General features: G+C 39.4%; 18 protein-coding genes. 12 read left to right on the top strand and 6 right to left on the bottom strand.

From position 1 onward, the window contains the following. Positions 1 to 3 precede the first annotated feature (3 nt). The 5 genes from L4C37_RS20255 to L4C37_RS20235 all read left to right on the top strand — a co-directional run bounded on the left by L4C37_RS20255 (position 4) and on the right by L4C37_RS20235 (position 9,208). On the top strand, positions 4 to 2,058 hold the full coding sequence (locus tag L4C37_RS20255; RefSeq protein WP_429769709.1) for a caspase family protein: 2,055 nt from the start codon (positions 4 to 6) through the stop codon (positions 2,056 to 2,058). A gap of 133 nt (positions 2,059 to 2,191) precedes the next feature. After that, complete coding sequence (locus L4C37_RS20250; protein WP_429769707.1) at positions 2,192 to 3,547, top strand: CHASE2 domain-containing protein; 1,356 nt, start codon at positions 2,192 to 2,194, stop codon at positions 3,545 to 3,547. Next, the gene (locus tag L4C37_RS20245) at positions 3,547 to 3,939 is read left to right on the top strand and encodes a hypothetical protein (RefSeq protein WP_429769705.1); all 393 of its coding nucleotides are present in this window, start codon (positions 3,547 to 3,549) and stop codon (positions 3,937 to 3,939) included. The genes L4C37_RS20250 and L4C37_RS20245 overlap by 1 nt, the downstream gene beginning before the upstream one ends. Before the next feature lie 291 nt (positions 3,940 to 4,230). After that, a complete protein-coding gene (locus L4C37_RS20240; RefSeq protein ID WP_429769703.1) occupies positions 4,231 to 8,247 on the top strand; it encodes a caspase family protein in 4,017 nt (1,338 codons plus the stop codon). Between the two features lie 265 nt (positions 8,248 to 8,512). Continuing rightward, positions 8,513 to 9,208 carry a VC0807 family protein gene (locus tag L4C37_RS20235; protein ID WP_137375227.1) on the top strand — a complete coding sequence of 232 codons (696 nt, stop codon included), beginning with the start codon at positions 8,513 to 8,515 and terminating at the stop codon, positions 9,206 to 9,208. Between the two features lie 122 nt (positions 9,209 to 9,330). On the opposite strand, the gene L4C37_RS20230 is transcribed toward L4C37_RS20235, so the two are convergent. Continuing rightward, the gene (locus L4C37_RS20230) at positions 9,331 to 9,570 is read right to left on the bottom strand and encodes a PAS factor family protein (RefSeq protein ID WP_137375226.1); all 240 of its coding nucleotides are present in this window, start codon (positions 9,568 to 9,570) and stop codon (positions 9,331 to 9,333) included. 288 nt (positions 9,571 to 9,858) lie between these two features. Between L4C37_RS20230 and L4C37_RS20225 the strand changes: the two genes are divergently transcribed. From L4C37_RS20225 to L4C37_RS20205, 5 genes are all read left to right on the top strand, one after another. Further along, positions 9,859 to 10,377 (top strand): TetR/AcrR family transcriptional regulator, encoded by a 519-nt coding sequence (locus L4C37_RS20225; RefSeq protein ID WP_429769701.1) that lies wholly within the window; start codon positions 9,859 to 9,861, stop codon positions 10,375 to 10,377. Between the two features lie 28 nt (positions 10,378 to 10,405). Next, positions 10,406 to 11,455 carry an alcohol dehydrogenase family protein gene (locus tag L4C37_RS20220; RefSeq protein ID WP_429769699.1) on the top strand — a complete coding sequence of 350 codons (1,050 nt, stop codon included), beginning with the start codon at positions 10,406 to 10,408 and terminating at the stop codon, positions 11,453 to 11,455. A gap of 239 nt (positions 11,456 to 11,694) precedes the next feature. After that, a complete protein-coding gene (gene ohr / locus L4C37_RS20215; RefSeq protein ID WP_429769697.1) occupies positions 11,695 to 12,117 on the top strand; it encodes an organic hydroperoxide reductase Ohr in 423 nt (140 codons plus the stop codon). A gap of 321 nt (positions 12,118 to 12,438) precedes the next feature. Then, entirely contained in the window at positions 12,439 to 13,224 is a 786-nt protein-coding gene (locus L4C37_RS20210) for a ribonuclease H family protein (protein WP_137374365.1), read from the top strand. A gap of 5 nt (positions 13,225 to 13,229) precedes the next feature. Next, positions 13,230 to 13,922, top strand: a complete 693-nt coding sequence (locus L4C37_RS20205; protein WP_429769696.1) for a pseudouridine synthase — start codon at positions 13,230 to 13,232, stop codon at positions 13,920 to 13,922. Positions 13,923 to 14,012: 90 nt separating this feature from the next. Here L4C37_RS20205 and L4C37_RS20200 read toward each other — a convergent pair whose 3' ends face one another. Continuing rightward, positions 14,013 to 14,903, bottom strand: coding sequence for a DMT family transporter (locus L4C37_RS20200; RefSeq protein ID WP_273297321.1), 891 nt, complete (start codon positions 14,901 to 14,903; stop codon positions 14,013 to 14,015). Between the two features lie 123 nt (positions 14,904 to 15,026). Between L4C37_RS20200 and L4C37_RS20195 the strand changes: the two genes are divergently transcribed. After that, positions 15,027 to 15,509, top strand: a complete 483-nt coding sequence (locus L4C37_RS20195; RefSeq protein ID WP_137374362.1) for a MarR family winged helix-turn-helix transcriptional regulator — start codon at positions 15,027 to 15,029, stop codon at positions 15,507 to 15,509. A gap of 51 nt (positions 15,510 to 15,560) precedes the next feature. Here the strand turns inward: L4C37_RS20195 and L4C37_RS20190 are convergent, their stop codons facing one another. From L4C37_RS20190 to L4C37_RS20175, 4 genes are all read right to left on the bottom strand, one after another. Then, positions 15,561 to 17,537, bottom strand: coding sequence for a GGDEF domain-containing protein (locus tag L4C37_RS20190; RefSeq protein WP_429769693.1), 1,977 nt, complete (start codon positions 17,535 to 17,537; stop codon positions 15,561 to 15,563). Next, complete coding sequence (locus L4C37_RS20185) at positions 17,534 to 18,688, bottom strand: sugar ABC transporter substrate-binding protein (RefSeq protein WP_429769691.1); 1,155 nt, start codon at positions 18,686 to 18,688, stop codon at positions 17,534 to 17,536. The genes L4C37_RS20190 and L4C37_RS20185 overlap by 4 nt, the downstream gene beginning before the upstream one ends. A 210-nt stretch (positions 18,689 to 18,898) precedes the next feature. Further along, positions 18,899 to 19,780 (bottom strand): AEC family transporter, encoded by an 882-nt coding sequence (locus L4C37_RS20180; RefSeq protein ID WP_429769689.1) that lies wholly within the window; start codon positions 19,778 to 19,780, stop codon positions 18,899 to 18,901. 80 nt (positions 19,781 to 19,860) lie between these two features. Further along, complete coding sequence (locus L4C37_RS20175) at positions 19,861 to 20,847, bottom strand: homocysteine S-methyltransferase family protein (RefSeq protein ID WP_429769688.1); 987 nt, start codon at positions 20,845 to 20,847, stop codon at positions 19,861 to 19,863. Positions 20,848 to 21,080: 233 nt separating this feature from the next. Between L4C37_RS20175 and L4C37_RS20170 the strand changes: the two genes are divergently transcribed. Continuing rightward, the gene (locus L4C37_RS20170; protein ID WP_429769738.1) at positions 21,081 to 21,356 is read left to right on the top strand and encodes a nitrogenase-stabilizing/protective protein NifW; all 276 of its coding nucleotides are present in this window, start codon (positions 21,081 to 21,083) and stop codon (positions 21,354 to 21,356) included. Positions 21,357 to 21,474 lie beyond the last annotated feature (118 nt).

The following is a 21,474-nucleotide window of genomic DNA, read 5'->3' as shown; positions in this document are numbered from 1 at the left end:
TTTATGCGTCAGTTGTTCATTATATTTATCTCGTTGTTTTCACAAACAATAGCGGCGGCAACGAATCATGCTTTGATTGTTGGGGTGTCTGAATACCCTAATTTAGAGCCTAGTTTATCTTTGAATGGACCTAAGTATGATGCGCTGAGAGTGCAAAGTATGCTCCTGCAGCAAGGAGTGGCAGAAAATAATATTGAACTGTTAGCCGATGGTGTTGAAGGTTCAATACTACCAACTAAGCAGAATATCATTGATGCGATTTTTGCCATTGAGAAAGACCTATCAGAAGGGGACTTTGTCTACTTACACTTTTCTGGGCACGGTAGCCAGCAACCGGTAAAAGATTTGCAAGATAGTAATGATGCAATAGACGGTCTTGACGAGATTTTTTTACCTAGGGATGTGGCGAGTTGGTCGAAGGAACGAGGAGAAGTGCCTAACAGTATCACTGATGATGAAATAAATATCTTAACGACTCGGCTTCGTAATAAAGGGGCGAATGTTTGGGTTGTTTTTGACTCGTGTCACTCTGGTACTATGACTCGAAGTATTACTGGTCAGAATGTGAGGTCGAGAAATGTGACCCTCGATCAGTTAAAAGGCAGTGGATCAACTGAAAAAGAAAGTATTACAAAAGTCGGCAATGATTTTAATCTTTCTCCAGTGACTCTTGCGACTAATGCGGGTGCATTGATAAGCTTTGGAGCCGCACAAAGTAATGAAGAAGCGCCAGAAATGGATTTGTCATTTGGCGAGTCTAAATCACCACAAGGTCTGTTCACTTACACCTTAACCTCTCTAATCAGCCAAAACCCCAATTTGAGCTACAGGCAGCTTGCCCAAAGTGTTTTATCTGCTTACAACGGTTTCCCTTGGTACCGCACTACACCATTGTTCGAAGGGAAAGAGCTAGATACCCCAATCTTTCATCGATATGGTGAAGTTCATGTTCGTTACCCCATGAAGAAAGCGAAAGGACAGTATTTTATTCAAGCTGGTCAAATTAATGGTTTCGAAAAAGGCGCGGTTGTCGAAGTGTTTGCAGACGTATCTGCCCAGGAACCATTAGCTGTGATGGAAATAACAAAGAGTGAATTAGCAACCAGTGAAGCGGTTTTACGTACTGGAGATGTCAATAAAAAGCGCGTCTTTGCACAGTTACAAAGTCCTGCCTATCCACCTGCAATAACGTTTAAATGGCAAGAAAACCCGAATGAAGCATGGCAGAGTGCTTTGTCGAATCACCTGAAGAAAAATGACTTCCTAAATAGAACCATCGAATGGGTTGAGGAAGATAAAAGCGCAGATGTTTCAATCTATGTGGCTGATGATAGAGTTTACTTCTTTACCCTTGCGAATATTGAGCTTCCTTGTGAGCTAGAGAGTACTAAAGAAAAAGCGTGTCAGGCTTCTAATCCAGAGTCACAAGAAAGCTACCTTTCATTACCAATAGCAGAAAGTACCCCCTCAGATATATTGAATAATGGGTTAATTCGATTGGTTCGTGCGCATAATTTGAAACGTTTATCGGCACAGTTGACTGGGAAGTCCAGTATTTTATCTGAAGTGTATCTTAATGAGGAGCCTGTCGAACTTGATAACGTGGTGGTTGCTGGTGATGGGGATGAGCTACAAATGAGCTTTGTTAATCAAACTCGCAAACCCGTTGATCTAACCGTTATGTTTATCGACAGTGGTTTAGGCATAACACAGGTTTTTCCTGAACCTGGTTACAGTGGCCGATTGTTTGCCGGTGAATTTGCAGAATTCGAAGGTGTAGTAAGTAGTGAAGAGACAACAGGAGAGGAGCAATTCATAGTCATTGCCGTTCCAGCAAGTAGAGAAGCGCCGACAATCTCATTAGCACATTTACAGCAAGAGCCTTTAGAGAGCAGTACATTTGAGAAACGAGTAGAGACAAAAACACGTGCTATAGGCAGTCCTGAAGATTTATTTGCTCAAGCTTTGGGCGATCTTCCCCAGCAAAGGGCATTCAAGAAACGAGAAAAATCATCAGATAAAGCAGCTATCAGTGTTATTCGCTTGCAGACTCGTTAAGAAGTAAGAAGTAAGAAGTAAGAAGTAAGAAGTAAGAAGTAAGAAGTAAGAAGTAAGAAGTAAGAAGTAAGAAGTAGAACAAGAGATGAAAAGTAGAACAAGAGATGAAAAGTAGAAATAGGAAGGTTCAAACGTGAATAAGTGGCGTCACCAGCTTAAGATTTTAATTAGTAAGCTTTATAGTCGATTTGCTTTTTCTATGCAGTGGCTGTTTTTGGCTCTGATGGGGGCATGGCTTATCTATGGAGACCCATATGGTTTGGGTAGTGCGAGTGAACGTGCTGCAGAAAAAGCAATTTATCGTGTTGTGTCAGGTCATTACGATGCTTCTGAAAGCGAGCCTAGAATATTAGTTGTACTTTTTAACGATCGAGCAATTAACAACCTTTACCCTTACTTATGGGAGTCGAATGATTGGCCGTTATCATACAGCGATCAAGTTAACTTACTTTCTACAATAATGGTTAATCAACCACTTGCCGTATTTTATGACGTGATGTGGATGAAGAAACGATCGTTAGATACCAGTTATGACCGAGCTTTAAAAAAAATACAAGCGATCCAAACTGAAACTAGTGTCCCTCTGTATTTTGCAAAAGGAACAGCTAACTCCAATATGGACGACAATATTAAGACAGACATTTCTTCGTTTGCACAGTTGGCCGTTAACGGTTGGGAAGGGGAAGGAGAGTTATATCCTCTTTATGTAGGTGATGGGACACCAACAACAGCTACTGCCCTTTATGATGAATATTGCCGAGATAAAAAGTGCCTTCCTATTTCAGATAAAGAGGCTTCTGCGATGAGTGTACGTTGGAACTCTAATGCAGCTCAGGTTCTTCTGCCACACAGAAATACTCAGTGCCGTGAGCGTGGCACATTAATGGATGTATCGACTCGTGTGGTGTCTTCTGTTGTACATAATATTGTGCCCTGGTTAACAAAAGAAGTTTACTTACAACTCTGCCCGCCGCAAAGGGTGCTCTATGCTGATGAGTTAATGGCAATGGTCCGCTCATCAAATTCTCAAGAACGAGAGCAAGCTAGGAGAATAGTACAAAATTCAATTGTATTAGTTGGAGGTCAAATAGAAGGGATACATGACTATGTAGTTTCTCCCGTCCATGGTGCTTTACCAGGCGTTTTTTTCCACGCCATGGCGCTTGATAACCTGATTACCTTTGGTCATTCGTATACAAAAGAAGATGACAATGTTGATCACGTTAACTTTATGATTTGGCTTGTGTATATCACCTTATTGGTTGCTATTAAAACATTCGCCGAAACATCAACAGTATTACAGTGGTTACATACAAGGTTATGGTTAATGAGTAGTGTCTTTGTCATTCTTGTTTTAACCGTCGTTTTCGGTTGGTTTAATTATGCGCCTTCTAGCTGGCTGGCTATTTTGGCTCTAGGTTGGGTAGGTAATGAATTACTTGATCGGTTAGACAGCCGTTATGGAGAAAATATTGAGGGAGGTAACTGATGAAGATATTACTTCAGAAACCCCTGCTTTTTTGTTGGTTGGTATTGCTCACTATTACGTCGTTTTCTGCAAGTTCGTCGGTAATGATCGAAGAGTGGTTAGAGCCTGTTATTGAGTATAAGAATTTGGAAGGTGAATGGTCGCTGAAGTCAGCTAAGAAGCTGCCAAAACCGCCATTGATAGTAAAAGACGAAAAAGGGAATATGGTCTTAGTTAATATAAGGAGAGTCGGCATGGTGTGGGTTCCTCGCACGTCTGTCCGATTGAATGAGGAAGCTTTGCAATTAGCTTGTCAGGAAACCAGCACAGTAAAAGCCAAGGATTATCAAAATTTTGGTATGCGTGGCGAAGAAGATAATCAGTTTACTTGTCTAGCAATAACGACAGAGTAATCATTAGTGTAAGGATACGTGATAAAGATGAATCGATACGGAATGTTGAATCATAGATTTACTATTCACTATAAAGCTCTGATGCATAAACAGTTGTTGAGTAAGGTTCTGATATGTAAAGATTTTACATCTATGGGGCTTGTATTTAAGGGGCTTGTATTTCAAGAATTAGTATATAAGGAGATTACGTATAAATCATTAATCTGCAGCCTGTTATTCCTTTCATCCTTTCCTGCATTTTCTGAACAAGGCGTTACCATTCCAAAGTTCCAACTAGTGGTTGGAGATTCCATGCTTACCATGCACAGTCGAAAGACGACATTAAGAGAACGCGATGGTAGTCATAAGCGATATCATGATGTCAGAGAGGAAGGGTTCGTTCGTTTTGTGCTACGTCAAAAGCCACAGGCAAGTGAGCAGCAACGTTGGAAGATTAACTATTTAGAGAATTTCAAAGGCAGCGGTCAATATCTTAATATGAGTTATGAAGACCGTCGTTTGATGGGCTCTTCAGCAGTAGCATTACTGCAAGATAACCATTGGCAACTTGTTGAAGAAGACCCTGGTGATGAAATCTATGATGGCTACACAGGTGATGATAGGCAACATTTCATTAAAGCGGTAAATGCTGGTAATTTTTATGACGTAATGTCGACAATTATATCTAGTCACAGCTACACACTGGATAAAACTTACCCTGTGAATGAAAAATATACTGGAGGTCTAGGTGGGAAATCCACGATTAGGTTAGCCGATGTGACTGAAAAGTGGGGCAAGCCAGTTGCGGAATTTGTCATCGATATTGAAACCTTTAAAGGTAAAGAAACATTAACGCCATGCCGCTATCAACTTACTGTTTTGAAAGATGATGGAAGAATTACGGACATTACCTTTTCTTGCGACCTTACGCTTGTTCAAGAACCAAACTGGGTAAGCGGGTTTATTGTTGAAAGGTTAAGTTACTCTTATGGGAATCGCTCTATCAGTGAATTTTCACCTGAACCAGTACTTAATGTTCACCCTCAGGGGGAAGTCACCGCAATTCAATTTATTCCAGAAACCAACTTACTCGCATTTTTAAGTAAAGGGAGGGACAGCAATGGTTCAAACTGGCTCACTTTTTGGGATTTAACTCAACGTAAAACGCTCTATTCAAGCCCTGCCAGTGGTGATCAGCTTAAGTTCGACGCTGAAGGCAGTACGCTTTCCGTGGTTAGCGATGACCGGTTTATTGAAAACTATGTATCCATTGCCGATAAGTTTAGACCATTTGGGCAGGTTGTTGATTTCGATCCTGAAAGGGGAATTAAATCGGCAGCTTCATTTGGTCATTACACATTAACCCTTAATGAAAAAGACGAAATTGAACTCTTTAACTCTGGTTATAACTCTAAACAGACGCTGCTAGAACTTAAAAAAACCGCGAGTCAATTAACGGCGAGAAATGATGGTCGAGTTCTTGTGGTTTCAGATGATGGGTCCACCAGTTTATACAAATTGAACGTTAGTCACGAAAGCTGTAAGGGCGACCGGGATTTTACTCAATCATGGTGCTCGAAACCTGATGTAACGTTTGAGATAGTGCAAGAAGCTATAACATTAGGGCGGCTGTTTACTGGCGACTCACAATCAAACCCTAGATTAGACTATCTGGAACTTCATCCTAATTTACCTAAAGCCATTTATTGTTCTTCAGAATCTGAACGGTGCGGATTACTGGACTATGAGCAAAAATCGATAGTTGAAATTAACACAAAACGCCTCAGTTTTAGTCGTGATCATGATTTACTAATTAGCCGGAACGGTCAATATAACTATCAAGGTGAGTGGGAGTTTGGTTACGAATCTCCATGGTCTTTGGTAGAAAATAAAGCTCAAGCACTCGATGATGATAAAAAAATACTTTTTGCTGGTGGTGAAAAAGTCATAGGCAATAATTTTGAACCAGTGATTGAGCTGATCGATAAAGACGAGGGGATAGTGCTTGACCAAATTCACTCTCAGGTCGATCCCATTGCCGACATTTTTCATTATGGTTCATCGCTTTACTTAGTAAGTCATGATTATCTTGCCGGTAAAACTGAAATAAAGGAGGTCAACTTAGACACTCTGGAAGTGATCAGCGAAAAATTACAATTTATTGCAAACGAGATTTCAATAGACAATGACGTCATGCTGATTCGATCACAGGCAGTGAACCTGCTCATTAGTATGGAAGGCCACTTTCCACCAGTCCATTTACCCAGAAAAATAGTCGATTCGCATTGGATTGAAAATGGTCTCCTGTATTTAAGTGATGATAATGCGTTATATAAATACTCTTTACTGGATGGTATGGAGCACTTAATGCATCAGTTTAGCGAAGCCGCGTATGAGGTTGTTTCCCTGAATAAAAATGGGACGGATTACGTTGTTTTAGCCGCTGGAGGGCGGTTACTTTTGCCGAATCACGCAAAAGAGCTGAAAGCTGGCTATGTAAATGCGCCATATTCAGCATTAATCAGTAACGGAATTGAAAACGGCTTTATCGCGACAGGTTTGAGTGAAATGGATAACTTCTACAATGCCTCAATTCCGTTGATTAGCCGATTTAATGCAAAAGGGGAGAAGGTTGATACCTTTGAAGCCAATTGGGGAACGACTACCGCTCAACTCGCCACTGGCAACAAGCAGCTTTGGTTAGGGGACGAAAAAGGATCGATTACAATAAGAAATATGGCGTCTGGGACCATTACAGAAAATTTTCGCGCCCACAACGGTCAAGTGACTGCGATGCTTGAACTCGATAACAACTTGATAGTATCTGCATCGGCGATGGGGGAAATTAAGTTCTGGCGACCCGATAGAGTTGGGTTATTACCCATTCATCAGAGGATGTCTACATCCTTCCCTTTACTTGAGCATGATATTGCAAATAGGCAGGGTAAGCTTGCGCTGACTATGGTAGTTGATAGTTCCGGCGAGATCGTATTGAGTACGCCAGAAGGTTACTATTGGGGAACTCCAAAAGGAATTCACAGGGCAAGTTTCGTCAATAAAAAACAGCTATTTGATTACCGTCGCTATGATCTTTGGCTTAATCGACCTGATATTATTTTAGAACGATTGGGCTATTCAGATAAAAGCCAAATCAAAATGTGGCGAATTATCGTGGAAGCTCGTCAAAACAGAAGTCCCGGTTTTAAACCTGAATTGAATGTTAAAGACACTAAAGACTTTCAATTTACAGTTACAGGTGAAGCAAGTTTTAAACAACAAGATGATGTGACATTAGATTGGACGATGTCAGAGGACTTTACTGGGAAATTACATGTTCTAGTCAATGAAACGCCTGTCTTTGGCACAAAAGGGCAACCCATTTCAGGAGGGCTAGGAAGTCTACAGATTGAACTCTCTTCAGGATTGAATACGATACGCCTTTTTGCCGAGGATGAAGCGGGCAATAAAACAAGAAGCCAAACTGTAAGCTATTTCCGGCCTCAAATAAAAAGTAAGCCTGACCTTTATATAGTAAGCGTTGGTGTTTCTAAATATCAATACCCTGAACTGAATTTAAGTTATGCTCGCAAAGACGCAGAAGACATGCTGTCACTATTCCAAAACAGCGAAGCTTTCAACAAAGTGATTAATTTGTCACTTCATGATGAAAACGTAACTCGTGAATCAATGGAACAAGTTAAACAATTTGTGAGTCAGGCGAAAGCAGATGACCGATTAGTGGTTTTCTTCGCAGGTCATGGGTTTCTCGATAAGCAGGAAAAGTACTATTTTGCAGCACATGATATTACCCCCGACAATCCAGAGATTAGGGGGATAAGTTATCAGACTATTAGTGATGTTATTGATGCCTCTCCATCTCGTTATAAGTTATTGATGCTGGATACTTGCCATTCAGGTGAGGTGAATGAATTTGCTTCTAACAATAACTCAAAACTTGCAGAGGGAGTTGTAAGTCGAGGTTTTAAAGTTAAATCAAGAAAGCCTACCGAACAGGATGGATTGAATAAATCATACCAAAAACTTCAAACGGCATTTGTGGATTTACGAGCCTCAACGGGAGCGGTAGTCATTAGTGCTTCTGGCGGTTACGAATTTGCCCTTGAAAAAAGCAATATTGGCAATGGAGTGTTTACCTCTGCAGTTATTAAAGGGTTGTCTGAACAAGCTGCAGATTTAAATCAAGATGGAATCGTGCAGATATCTGAACTTCGTGAGTATACTTATGCGGAAGTAAAAAGGTTAACTGATGGGCAGCAGCAACCCACGACAAGAAGCTATAATTTGGATACAGACTTTGTACTTTATTAGCGTCAAACTGTGTAACTAGAACTAGAACTAGAACTAGAACTAGAACTAGAACTAGAACTAGAACTAGAAGCGAAAGACCTCATCACAATAAGTCTCTAGGTATCGCAATTATTTGAGTTCACTTTATACTAAGCGACTTAATGACATATTCTGTCATTTGTATGTCACATACTGTTACATTGCTTGAAGCCTTAGGGCTTTACATCTTGGACTGGGCAAAGAACAATCCCAGAGAATTACCTCTACAACGAATGTACTTGGAACTATGACTAATACTGGTAACAAAAAATCGAACCCATTGTTCGAGATTCTTTTTAACGTATTTTTGCCTTCATTTATTTTAATGAAGTTCAGCGGTGATGAGCACCTAGGAACGGGCTTAGCACTAATTGTCGCGTTAGCATTTCCAATCGCTTATGGTGGTATGGAATTAATTAAAAATAAAAAGTTTAATTTTATTGCTGCTCTTGGCTTTGTTAGCGTGTTATTGACGGGAGGTATTGGTTTATTTGAGCTAGACACTCGTTGGTTAGCGTTAAAAGAAGCATTAATTCCTGGTTTGATAGGCTTAGCGGTTCTTGGATCTACCTTCACTCGTTACCCATTTATCCAGAAAGTTATCTTTACACCTGCATTGCTAAACATTTCTCTTATCCAAGAAAAATTGAAGCAGTCAGGCTCAACAGAACGCTTCGAACGTTGTTTAATGACATCAAACTATCTATTCGCCAGCACTTTTGCATTTTCCTCAGCAATGAACTATTTCCTTGCGACTTGGATTGTAACCAGCCCATCAGGTACGGCTGCTTTTAATGAAGAGTTAGGTAAGTTAACTCTTTACAGTTACCCTGCGATCGCTATTCCAAGCATGTTGATGATGTTGGGAATTTTCTACTATATTTGGCGCCAAGTACGTGCCATGACATCGCTAGAAACAGAACAAATATTTATTACAAAGTAATATTTATATTATTCATAAAAAAGCCCAGCAGAAATGCTGGGCTTTTTTGTTTTGCCAGAATAGGCAATAAATTGTTTTTTAAAAATACCTTAGGGGGAGGTGAAGGTATTTTCGTATACAAATTACTTGTTTGGCTCTTGTAAAACTTCAAGTGCCAAGCTTACTGCTTTATCGATATTTTCACCGCCAGATAGTTTCCCTGAACTAAATGGACCTAATACGCTGGCGTACAAGGTTAGCTGCTTATCGAATGGTAAGCTTAATTGTTCATACAAAGCTTGGCGAATTTGGGCGTGCTGTTCAGGAGCGTGAAGAGATAGCCCTTTTAAAGTGTCATGAATCAAAGTACTGGTTGCGTTCATTGTTACCGTAATCGTTTGCTTGGGGATGGGTGATTTTATAATTACTTTTGATCATTTTTCTGAGACTGAGGTCATACAATGTGATTAATAAGAATTATTTACAAATTTTATTCCAAATACAGCACTGCTAACACCGTGCGACTGACTGGTTTTAGAGAAACTATAAAAATAGAATTAACAATTGAATTGTGAATTGACAGGGGTAGAGCGCATATTCTACCATGAGGGTAGAATATATGTTCTACTTTGTTTTATTTAATAACCAGAAGTAATAAAAAAGGGAAATTTATGCTTAAAGAGCAACTTGCAGCAAGCCTTGAAGAAGCTTTCAGTCGATGTGGATTTGCAGAGCCAAGCGTAGCGCAGCTTAAAACGGCTTGTAATGTTAGCTTGCGAACTCTGTATAAATATTATCCGTCGAAAGAAGCGATGATCGTAGGCGCATTAGAGTTTAGGCATCAACGTTATCTAAAATTTTTACGCGAGGACGCGCCTAAAAAACCTGAAGACGCGACTTTGTTCATATTTGAACAGCTTGAAGTCTGGATGAAAGAATTTGCTCCACATGGATGCTTATCGATGAATGCTATTGCGGCTTTTCCAGATAATGAGCTCATGAATCGAGTGGTCAAAGAACATAAAAAAGAAGTTCAGCAATTACTGGGAGAACTGAGCCAACGACCAGATTTATCGGTTGAATTATTTCTATTGCATGAAGGTGTGTCGAGCGCATGGTCGCTTGTCGGTAAAACTGCCGTTATATCGGCTAAATCTGTTGCATTACGAATGCTCAGTGCGCCTCTGTAGTGTTAAGAATATATTTAAGGAAACAGTGATGGGTACAATACCAAATATAATGAAAGGGCTACAGTTGGTAGGGCATGGCGGGTCGGAAATGTTGGAATTTAACGAATTAATTCCAGTTCCTCAGCTCAGTGGAAATGATGTATTGGTACGAGTTATGGCTGCAGGTGTAAACAATACAGACATTAACACCCGCATAGGCTGGTACTCAAAAGGTGACGACAGTGATGACGCGAGTTGGTCTGGTGAGGCTATAAAATTTCCACGTATTCAAGGCGCAGATGTTTGTGGAATAATCGCAGCTGTTGGAGATAATATTAGCCAAGAGCGCATTGGCGAAAGGGTATTAATTGAACCTTGTTTAAGAGAAGTGAATAGCAAAGAGCTAGAATCCCCTTGGTATTTCGGTTCAGAATGTGATGGTGGATTCGCAGAGTATACCGTAATAGCTAGCCAGCATGCGTTTGCAATTGATAGTGATTTAACTCACTCAGAACTCGCTTCATTTCCTTGCTCTTATTCCACAGCGGAAAACATGTTAACAAGATCTGCGGTGACTTCAAAAGATACGGTTTTGATTTCTGGTGCTTCTGGTGGTGTTGGCTCTGCAGCAATTCAGCTTGCGAAGGCTCGCGGTGCATATGTCATTGCGATCACTAGCCCAAATAAGAACCAACAAATTTTGGATCTAGGGGCGGATAAAGTGATCCCTCGCAATGTAAACCTAGTGGATGCATTAGGGGGGAATAGCGTTAACGTTGTGATTGACCTTGTCGCGGGTTATCAATGGTCACAGTTTTTTCAAGTGCTCAAGCCGGGTAGTCGTTATGCAGTTTCAGGTGCAATTGCAGGACCTCTTGTCGAATTAGATGTTAGAACACTCTATTTAAAAGATTTAAGCTTTTTCGGTTGTACAGTATTAGAACCTGAAGTTTTCCCAAATCTAGTTAAGTGTATTGAAGAGAAAAAGATCAAACCAATTGTGGCTCAAACTTTTTCACTGCAGGAAGTAGCTGCCGCACAAGATACGTTTCTGAAAAAAGATCATGTTGGTAAAATTGTATTGACCGTTTCTCAATAACGTTTGGTTTGTGAGTTAAATAAACTAATAATCAAATGGTTACACTCAATTGTTAAATGTAAGGGTCATTGCTTTAAGCGAGCAGTGACCTTTTTTATATATAGTGACTATTTAAATTGTGCGCAACTTACTTGCGCATTATTTAATTTGCGATTAGTATTGCTTTAAAGGTTGGTTGTGCGCAATTTAATTTGTGTTCTTTAGCTAATCACCAATTAAAAATTGAAGGAAGATGAATCATGCAAGCACTTTACACAACATCAGCAACAGCTTTAGCGGGTCGCAATGGTCAAGTATCAACAGATGACAATAAACTAGCTTTAGACTTGAGTTACCCAAAAGAAATGGGTGGGACAGGCGAAGCGACAAATCCAGAGCAACTGTTTGCCGCGGGTTATTCTGCATGTTTTTCAAATGCAATTTTGCACGTAGCGCGTGAAACTAAAGTCGCAATTAAGGCAGCACCAACGACTGCAACTGTTGCAATTGGTCCTAATGACAATGGTGGTTTTGCTTTGGATATTAGCCTATCTGTAGAGTTAGAGCTTGATCAAGAAGACGCAGTTCAACTTGTAAAAACGGCCCACCAAGTATGCCCATACTCAAATGCGGTACGTGGCAACATTGATGTAAAACTTACAGTGAACGGTGTCGCGTTATAATCTAAGTATGTAAAGCCTATTTTTTTTAAATGATAGGCAGTTGACTGACATCTGATTACGACGTTTAGACAAATTTCAAAGGCTCATACTGAACGACTCTTTTGAGTTAAAGCAGTATGAGCCTTTTTACGTTCGAAAACCGTCTTAATCAGTACAATTAAGAAACAGATAAAGATGAAAGATCTTACAAAGACAAATAAATTGACTGATTTTAGTAGGAGTCATCGATAAGTCACCAGATAGTGGTAACATTATTCCTTAGGGTAATCGAATACACAGATATTGTATTTGTTGTATTCCCACAATTTAAGAGATTCAGCTTTGGCTAAAAAATATTATGTAGTTTGGAAAGGTCGCAAGACGGGCATTTTTGACACTTGGGCACAGTGCCAAGCGCAAGTAAACGCGTTTGCGGGAGCAAAGTTTAAATCTTTCCCAACCTTAGCTGAAGCTGAAAGCGCATTTGGAAATAAAGTTGGGGCTGCGAGTGGTTCTGCTCCATCAAGTAGCTCTAATCTATCCAGCAAACCTAAGTCATCAAGTAAACCCAAGAAGCCTAAGCTCACTCAGGTACAAATTGAGACCATGCCGCTAGATGTGAAAATCTTTACCGATGGGGCGAGTGAGCCAAATCCTGGTGAGGCGGGTTCTGGTATCGCTATTTATCAAGATAATACATTGACTGAACTGTGGTATGGCATCTATCAAGAGATGGGTACTAATAACACAGCTGAGTTGAATGGTTTATACCAAGCCATGTTAATCGCAAAAGATAAGATTAAGCAAAATTTGAGTGTGGGAGTTTTTTGCGATTCTATGTATTCGATCCAATGTATTACTCAATGGGCAGCAGGTTGGCAAAAGAAAGGTTGGGTAAAAGCAGGTGGTGAGATTAAAAATTTGGACTTAATTAAGCAAATGTTCTCACTGTACCAAGAATTGGAAAAACACATCGAAATACACCATGTAAATGGTCATGTAGGCATTGAAGGTAATGAACTTGCAGATCGCATGTCTATCATTGCAATTGAATCGAAAGAACAAGAGCTAAGTTTGTACCGCGAAACGATGGATATTACAGAAATTCTCGCATCACGTAGAGGGTAACAAGGATGCGTTTAGATAAGTTCATCTGCAAAAGTACTGACCTGCTAAAAAATGAAGCAACAATTGCCATAAACAAAGGTGAAGTTGCAGTTAACGGGGTAGTTTGTTTAGAGGAATCTAAACAAGTTCACGAAAATAATACCGTAACTCAGAATGGTATTGTTCTTATTGCTCGCCCGTTTCGATATATCTTGATGAATAAACCATCTGGCACAATTTGTTCAAATGTGGATGAAGCATACCCATCACTTTTTAACTACTTAGATGTCGATAAAGTTTCGGAACTTCATATTGCAGGCAGACTGGATGCGGATACAACTGGCTTGGTGTTAATAACTGATGATGGACATTGGTCTTTTAATATCACAGTACCGGCTAAGCAATGCCAGAAAGTGTATCGAGTGGGTTTGACTCGTCCTATTGCTGAAGATGTAGCTGAAAAATTTAAACATGGAATTGAGCTGCAAGGCGAAAAAGAACTGACACGCCCAGCCATTCTCGAAGTTGTTGAACCGAATGAAGTACTTTTAACTATCACCGAAGGTAAGTTTCATCAAGTTAAGCGTATGTTTGCTGCAGTTGGAAACCGTGTAATCTCTTTGCATAGAGAAAAGATTGGTCAAGTTGAGCTCGATGTTGAATCTGGTCGCTGGCGATATCTAAGTAATGAAGAAGTTGTATCATTTATTCAGAAATAAATTGTCTACCGCTCATGATGAACTAACTCTTCTGAATAACAGCTATTCAGAAGAGTTTTTAAGTATTAAGCATTCAGGGATTGTTTAAGTTCATAACGCTTTGGTTTGGGATCTTGTTTGCTTGATTGAGGCAATAACTTGAGGCAGTAAAGACATCACAATCATCCCGAGCATTAGGCTGTATTGCGTGATAGTAAATGACTCACCTAATAGAACCATTCCCGCTGTAATTCCAGCAATCGGATTCGCAATCCCACCAAATGTGAAATCAACCACTGACATTCTTTGCAACAACCATACATACATGCCGTAGCCAAGTGCTGTATTCAAGCAAATTACCCATAGTAGCCCTAACAAATTACGACGATCAAAGTTCATCAATGAATTAACATAAGTCTGAGGATCAATAAGGGCATGAATCATGGTAACGACTGAAAGGATAACTCCTCCCATGATGAGTTGCCATGTTAGAACCGTCCACCAATGCATGCGGTTACCAAGAGATTTGGTAATACTGCTGCCGATAATAATGCAAAAGATAGCAGCCAGCATTGCTCCTAAACCGATAGGATTAAGGCTAATTTGACTTGGGTTAAACAACATCCATGCTAGTGCGATAAGGCCGGCGCCTGCGATGGCTTGGATTAGATGAGGGCGTTGCTTTTTAACCACCCAGTGAAATAGCATGGCAAAAACTGGTACTGAAATCATCCCTACACCTGATATGGCAGATGGTAACGTGAGTGCCATAACGAAAATCAGCCCGAAGAAGGTCGCAATGTTGATCAAGCCTAAGCTGAAGATGATCGGCCATTCATCTCTTTTAGGTAAACTTGGCTTAATCGCTAGAAGCAATAAACCGGCGGGTAAAGCACGCAGGGCACCTAAAAGGAGTGGTGACCAGCCTTCAAGAGTGTATTGCGTTACAGCATATGTTGTTCCCCAAAAAAAAGCAGGGATCATGGCAAGTAATATGTTCATTTTAAATATCTTAACGTAAAGATAAGTCGATAATTGAACTCTATACTTATAATATATGATTGTAAAGTATCTTCATGTTAAGATACTTGCGTATTAAATCTTATTGAACAGGTGTTGTGGTATATGGACGCAATTGATCGAGTGCTAGAGCAGTGGGCAAAAGAAAAGCCAGACCTTGAAACGGAAGCAATGGCGATGATGGGGCGAGTAATGCGCATTGCTAAATATATGGAAACGGAAGTGGCTGAACTTCATAAAAGATATGATCTGAAGCTAGGTGAGTTTGATGTATTAGCAACGCTAAGACGTTCAGGTAAACCGTATTTATTGACGCCATCAGAGCTTATTGGCTCATTAATGCTGACATCAGGTGCAATGACAAATCGTCTTGATAAACTTGAAGGTAAAGGTTTAATCGCAAGAGCACACAGTAAAGAAGATCGAAGAAGTGTTACGGTTGAATTGACTAAAAAAGGTCTGATTTTGATCGATGAGATGATAATTGAACATGTTGAAACGCAAAAGCGATTAGTTCAATCTCTCACCGACAATCAGAAACAAAGCGCGAATGCACTCCTAAAAGTATGGTTGAAAGAATACGAGTAGTTCATATGATTTCAAAGCACTTGATGCACATTCTATAGCTTGATGCATTCTCTATAGCTTAGTGTCTGCGTTATAGAAGGATTGTTTGTTTTTGTACATCATCTCATCTGCTTGCTTGAATAAATCACTGGTATTAAGTTGTATATCATGAGCCGATTTATCATTATTCGCCCAACCAATTGAGAAATGGGCAGAGTGCTGCTTTCCTTTACCGTCAGTTAGAGTCAGTCCTTCTTGCGATTGGCTTAACCGTGCATCTAACTTACTGCATTCTGCGAAAGTGTGGTGATTCGTTAGAATTGCAAGCTCATCCCCACCAATTCTATATAAAGTGTCTTCAGATGCGAGTTGCTGCTGAATCGTATTGCAACATAATTGAATTAAGGCATCACCAAGGTCATGACCATAGTTGTCATTAATTATCTTTAAACCATTAATATCTATAATAAATAAACCGATATTGCTTAAATCGATGGTATTAAAATCTTCATTAAAAGCTTTGCGATTTTTGCAAGGCAAAAGCCCGTCTTTTCTTGCAATTGTCAGTAACTCTAACCAAGCAGATAACTGTTTTAAAAATAACCTAAACACTAAATTCTGTTCTTTTAACTCTAACGTTTCTTCATAGATTAAAGACGCTAACCACTCTCCTTTACTCGAATGTAATGAAAGACCGTGTTCGATTTCTGAAGATAAGACTAAATCGAATGGTGTATTAGGGAAAAGAACTGTGAGTTGTTCTTTTATCTTCACTGGTGCAAGCCTATATGGAATGTCGCTATATTGTGAAGCAAATTCAATGACTGCCGCCAGGTTGTTTTTATGTTGTTCTTCTCTAAATAAAGCTTCCGATATCTGAGCCGTTTGTGTTTGAACTTGATCCTCTAGCTCCTGATTAAACATAGATAATTTATGGTTAGACTCTTCAATTATTTTTTTTGAATACGCTAATTGTGCATTTTGATTTTTGAGTTCTGATAACTGTCTACGAATGGTTGTACTCATTTTTCGTAAAATCATCGTGATGTTCATGAACTCAGTAAATTGGAATTTTTGTCCACTTGGATCTTCGTTTTTAGCGTAGCTCACAATGGTTTTTTCCATCAGTGTGAATTGTTTTTTAATCCATCGATTAAAGAATAAAGCAATAGTAAAACTGACTATGAGAGTAAATCCGAAGATAATTGAAAGGGTTTTTCGTGATTCATTCATCGCTTTCAAGCGGTATGTGTTTGAAAATCTATATTCAAGATTCAGTGTCAAAGGTTTGAAAAGAGATGTGGAAGAGTAATGAAACGGTTTATTGAATGCTTCATTGTCTTTATCAGATTCAATAGGGTGAACAATACCAAATCGGTCTGAAGAAGAGATGGAAAAGTATTCTTCTTCATATAAGAAATGAGAGAAAGAATGCTCAATATCAGCAAAATCAATTAACAAAATAATATAACCAAGTGCTTGGTAATTTTTATTACGGTCTAATGTATAGGCCAGCATTGGGGAAGCAATAGCGACACCTGACCCCGATCCTTTATTCTTTTGGTGTTGGGCGATTTTGGGTTCAAAAAAAGTCGAATGAAACATTTGCCCCTTTTTATAGACATCCGTTTGTTGTTTCAATTCAGAATATAATTGGCTTTGCTCGAATTGGTAATCACTGCCATTGAAGTTGTACAAAGGTTCCCAGTCGGCATTTACAATATATACACTATTAATGAGATTCGAGAAGTTTCTAAAGCGATCAAGGTTTTGGTTGATAACCGATGAATACAAAATATTATCAACAGCTTGGATGTTAAAGCGGTCGTGTGAAAGCCAACTTAAGCTGTGTTCAATGCGTGCAAATTCTTCCTTTAGCTGACTATCTATGCTGCCCGCGATATTGGAAATCTGTTTTTCCTTTTCCTGCATATCGGTTTGTACGATACGTTTTGTAATACTGTTACTGGCAAAGATGAGCGGTGCTACTGAACCTATAATAAGAAAGTAGGCAAGGACTTTTCTAAGGCTTAACTTGGGAAATCTCATCGCGAGGACTCAATTTTTGATTCAAATTGATGAACAAGAGTATCCATGTAAAGAGTGACCTCTTTAGCAGGCATACCATCAAAATAACGATAAAACCCACGAGACAGCACTTCCCAAACAAATGAAAGGCGAAGAGTGGTTGGCATAGGTTGCGCTACGAGGTACTCATTGTAAATAGCAAATGCGAGTTCATCACTGGCAGTAAAAACTTCTTGGTTTACTTGTTTGAATGAAGAAATGTATTGGTATTTTTGACTTAAACGTTTTAGAAAAGCCTCATCTTGCATTGACTGAATAAAGCGTTTAACTAATTCTCGTTTCTGTGGGTTTTGGAAAGCCCCTTTAGTTACCGCTATGACTTTACTGCCGGAAAGCGACTGCATGGCATTACCTTCATAAGTCGGTAAGTTTGTAATGCCTAACTGAGCGCCGAATGTATCGTTCAATGATTCAAATGCCCAGTCACCATCGATTAAATATGGGACTTCGCTATTCAAAAATTTGTTTCGCGCACAGTCAGAATTGCATTCGAGTTCAATATTGAGCTTGCTTAATAATTGGCGATAAAACTTCAAAGATTGCACCATTGACTGGCTCGTAAAATCTAACTGTCCAAGAGGTTTTTGTTGAAAGAACAGTTCCATAAATGCAACAAAGAAATACATATCCTTCGCTGGGAAGGTTAGTAGTTGTTCATTTGGATGATCAATCGCATAGGAAAAAAATTGCTCCCATGTGAGATTGGGGTTTTGAACTAATTGTTTATTATAAAAAAGCATTAAATGGTTACCCAAGAACAAAGGTAGCCCCATATATTCTTGGTGCACTTGTACACTTTTAATGGCTGTTTTTTCGAGCTTAGCTTGCTCAATCCATTCAGAAGGAAGTGGGTTAAGAGCAATATACTCATGCAGACCTAAGTAATCAGAAGGTAGGAATATAAGATCTGGCATGTAATTTCGGTTTTGCTTAGCTAACAGTAATTCTGCTTTGATGTTGCCATTTGCAAACTCCCGCGTGGTAACCCTATGCCCTGTTGATTCCTCAAAGTGCTTAGCAATTTGATGGTTCACGTCGCCATTGAATGCGCTCCACAACTCAAGAGTTTCAGCCTGTAATTGTGTAGTAAAAGCCAGGGTGGTGATAAGCAAGAGTCGCTTCAAAATGTTTCTCAGGATTGGTTTATATGCAATTAGATATAATAAATTTCCCAAATGAAACATACAACATGATAGTTTGTATTGTGTCGTGTTTTTCTCTATTAAGTGTTGACTTCGTGCTAATGGTCACGAATTTTACCTGTGTTTTTCTATGAGAAAATTTGAATTTAAATGGAAAGAAATAACATCTTGATTAGTACTTTAAAAATCTAGTGAAAGTGCGAATAGTAGCAGCACTGGTAAAGTCACAATACTAAGGAAGTTGCCAAATAAAACCATTGAAGCGACATTACTTGGTTCTACTTGAAAACGCTCAGCAAACAAGTAATTCATGACCGCGGGTGGCAGCATGCTAAAAAGCACCATCATTTGTAAGTGGAGGGTAGGGAGCGGAATAAATAAATAGATAATGGTGAACGACACTGCCCCAGTAATGATAGATTGAAAAGTGCTGATTATTCCAACTTTAACGCCACTGAGCTTGAGGTTGACCATTTGAGACCCCAGAGAGAGTAACATAATAGGTACCGCTGCTTGCCCAAGCAAAGACGTTGCTTCATAAATTGGTTTCCAGACTGAAACTCCAGCCAAATTTAAGAGCATAGCTAGGGTAGCCGCTAAAAATATCGGCATGGAGAAAATTTGCTTGAGTGGATTACCTTTACTAAGCAGAGCTAGACCAAGGCTGATATGCACGCATGCTGAAACCACGAATAATAAAACGGCTGGCGCAAGTGCGGATTCACCAAAAGTGTAAGTAAAAAGTGGAATGGCTAAGTTGCCACTATTACGAAACATATGGGGTGGAGCCCAAGCTTTAAAATTTAACTTCCATATTTTGCAAATGGGCACCATCAACAAACCTGGAACTAAAAGAGCGATTAGAGAAGCATAAATTAAAGGAAGTTGCTCAGTATTAAGGGGCATCATCGTTAGCGAAGCAAACACCAACGCTGGTATGCACACATCCATGTTGATGCGGTTAATTGGTGCAAAATCAGGTTTAATCCATAACCCAATAACAAACCCAACCCCTGCTAATGCAAATACGGGGAATAGAATACTGACAACTTGTTCGAACATAGAGTTCCTTTCTAAAGTTCATGGGAAGTGCTGTTTTAATCGGGGCACTCTTAGTAGGCATCTACCAGATAAAGCGGTAACTAGAGTGACTTTTGCCACTCACTTAATGCTTTTATATGAGATGGACCGATGCCACAACACCCGCCAATAATGGTTGCACCGAGTTGATACCAACGTTTGGCATAAACTAAATGCTCTTCAGGTGTCATTTCTCTTATTGCTTGCAAAGTACCATTGGCTTTGTGCTCAGCTTTAATTGGCATAAAGTTGTTCGCGTAAACACCAATATCAATATCGCTGTTTGAACGAGAAATGACGTCTTTCGCCGTGATTATTGCCTGTTCCATTACTTCAGGAACGGAACAGTTAAACATTATCCCTTTTGCTCCAGAAGCACAGACCATTTCTGTGGCGGTTTTTACGTATTGACCTGATCTTAAAATGGCATGCTCATGTACTTCGTCACTTAAACTGAAAGCGTAATAAGCATCTTGTTCAGATTGATTAAGCACGGACTCGATGGTTTTGAATTCTTCTAAACTAGAAATGGTTTCAACAATCCATAAATCAACATAAGGTTGCTGTGCATCAATTAAGGTTTGTATGATCTCTTTTGCTTCTTCAGCTTTAAATAAATCAGGTCGGTAGCTACCAAACGGCGGAGGTATTGCTCCAGCAACCAGTACCTTCGAGTGACAAACATTTTGTTCATCAGAGTCATGGGCACTATTAATGGAACTAGTAACGTTAACAATAGGGTTAGTGTCGGTAACTAGTTCAAGATTAGGTTTTGAAGATGCGACATCATGTGCAATTTTGGCTGCATCTCGCGCAAGCTTTGCGCCTTGATTTTGGTATAGGTCATCACCTAAGTGGAAAGGAACACATGCGTAACTATTAGTGATAATAATTTCTGCACCTGCATTAATAAAGTTTCTATGCGCTTGTTCTACATGTTCCGGTGATTCAATAAGTGCTTGAGCACTCCAAAGTGGTTGTGAAAATGGGGCGCCAATATCTTGGAGCTCACGACCCATTCCGCCGTCTAAAATAGTGAGTTTTTTCATAGTGTAATACAGGTAACCAGTTCTTAATTGCAACAATACCAGACGGTTTGCTTTAAAACCAAGAGCTGTTATGAATTTAGTTCTCCTTAATTCATCGTTACCAATTATAAAGGTTAGTATTGGTGTCTGTGCATGTTGTGAAAGAACTAATGACTAATGGAAGGACGTTGATCAATGAATACAAAAGTAGGCTGGTTTAACCTAAATTCTTAACCCTCCAAAGTATGAAGATGATGTCAAAAAGCGAAATTCAGAAAACTATTGCGAGCTTCACTTCAATTGAACAAGCTCTGGAATATTTTGATATTGGATTTGATAGTAAATTTATTGACGAATACCGACTTGAGTTGACTAAACGTTTTAACGGTTATTTGATTCTAACAAAGCCTGATGATTGGTTTTCAGCTCGTCGAGCACTTAAAAATGCATACTGTAAGATACAAAGAGGTCGTTTAGATAAGCACTCTCGGTCTGCTTGTCGAGGTTGTACATCATGCCAGCGCCGTTAAGACATTTGGTTATTCTTATATCTCTTCCTACACATCGTATTTAATTCGTAAGCCAGTTCTTAATTTATAAGTACAAATGCGCATCTAAGCACATATTAGATATGAGTAAGTGTAAATA

Origin of the sequence: Vibrio kagoshimensis, from assembly GCF_050337535.1 — a bacterium.
Classification (GTDB): Bacteria; Pseudomonadota; Gammaproteobacteria; order Enterobacterales; family Vibrionaceae; genus Vibrio; species Vibrio gallaecicus.
Note: the sequence above shows the minus strand (reverse complement) of the source record. Positions and strands in the feature narration are given on the sequence as shown.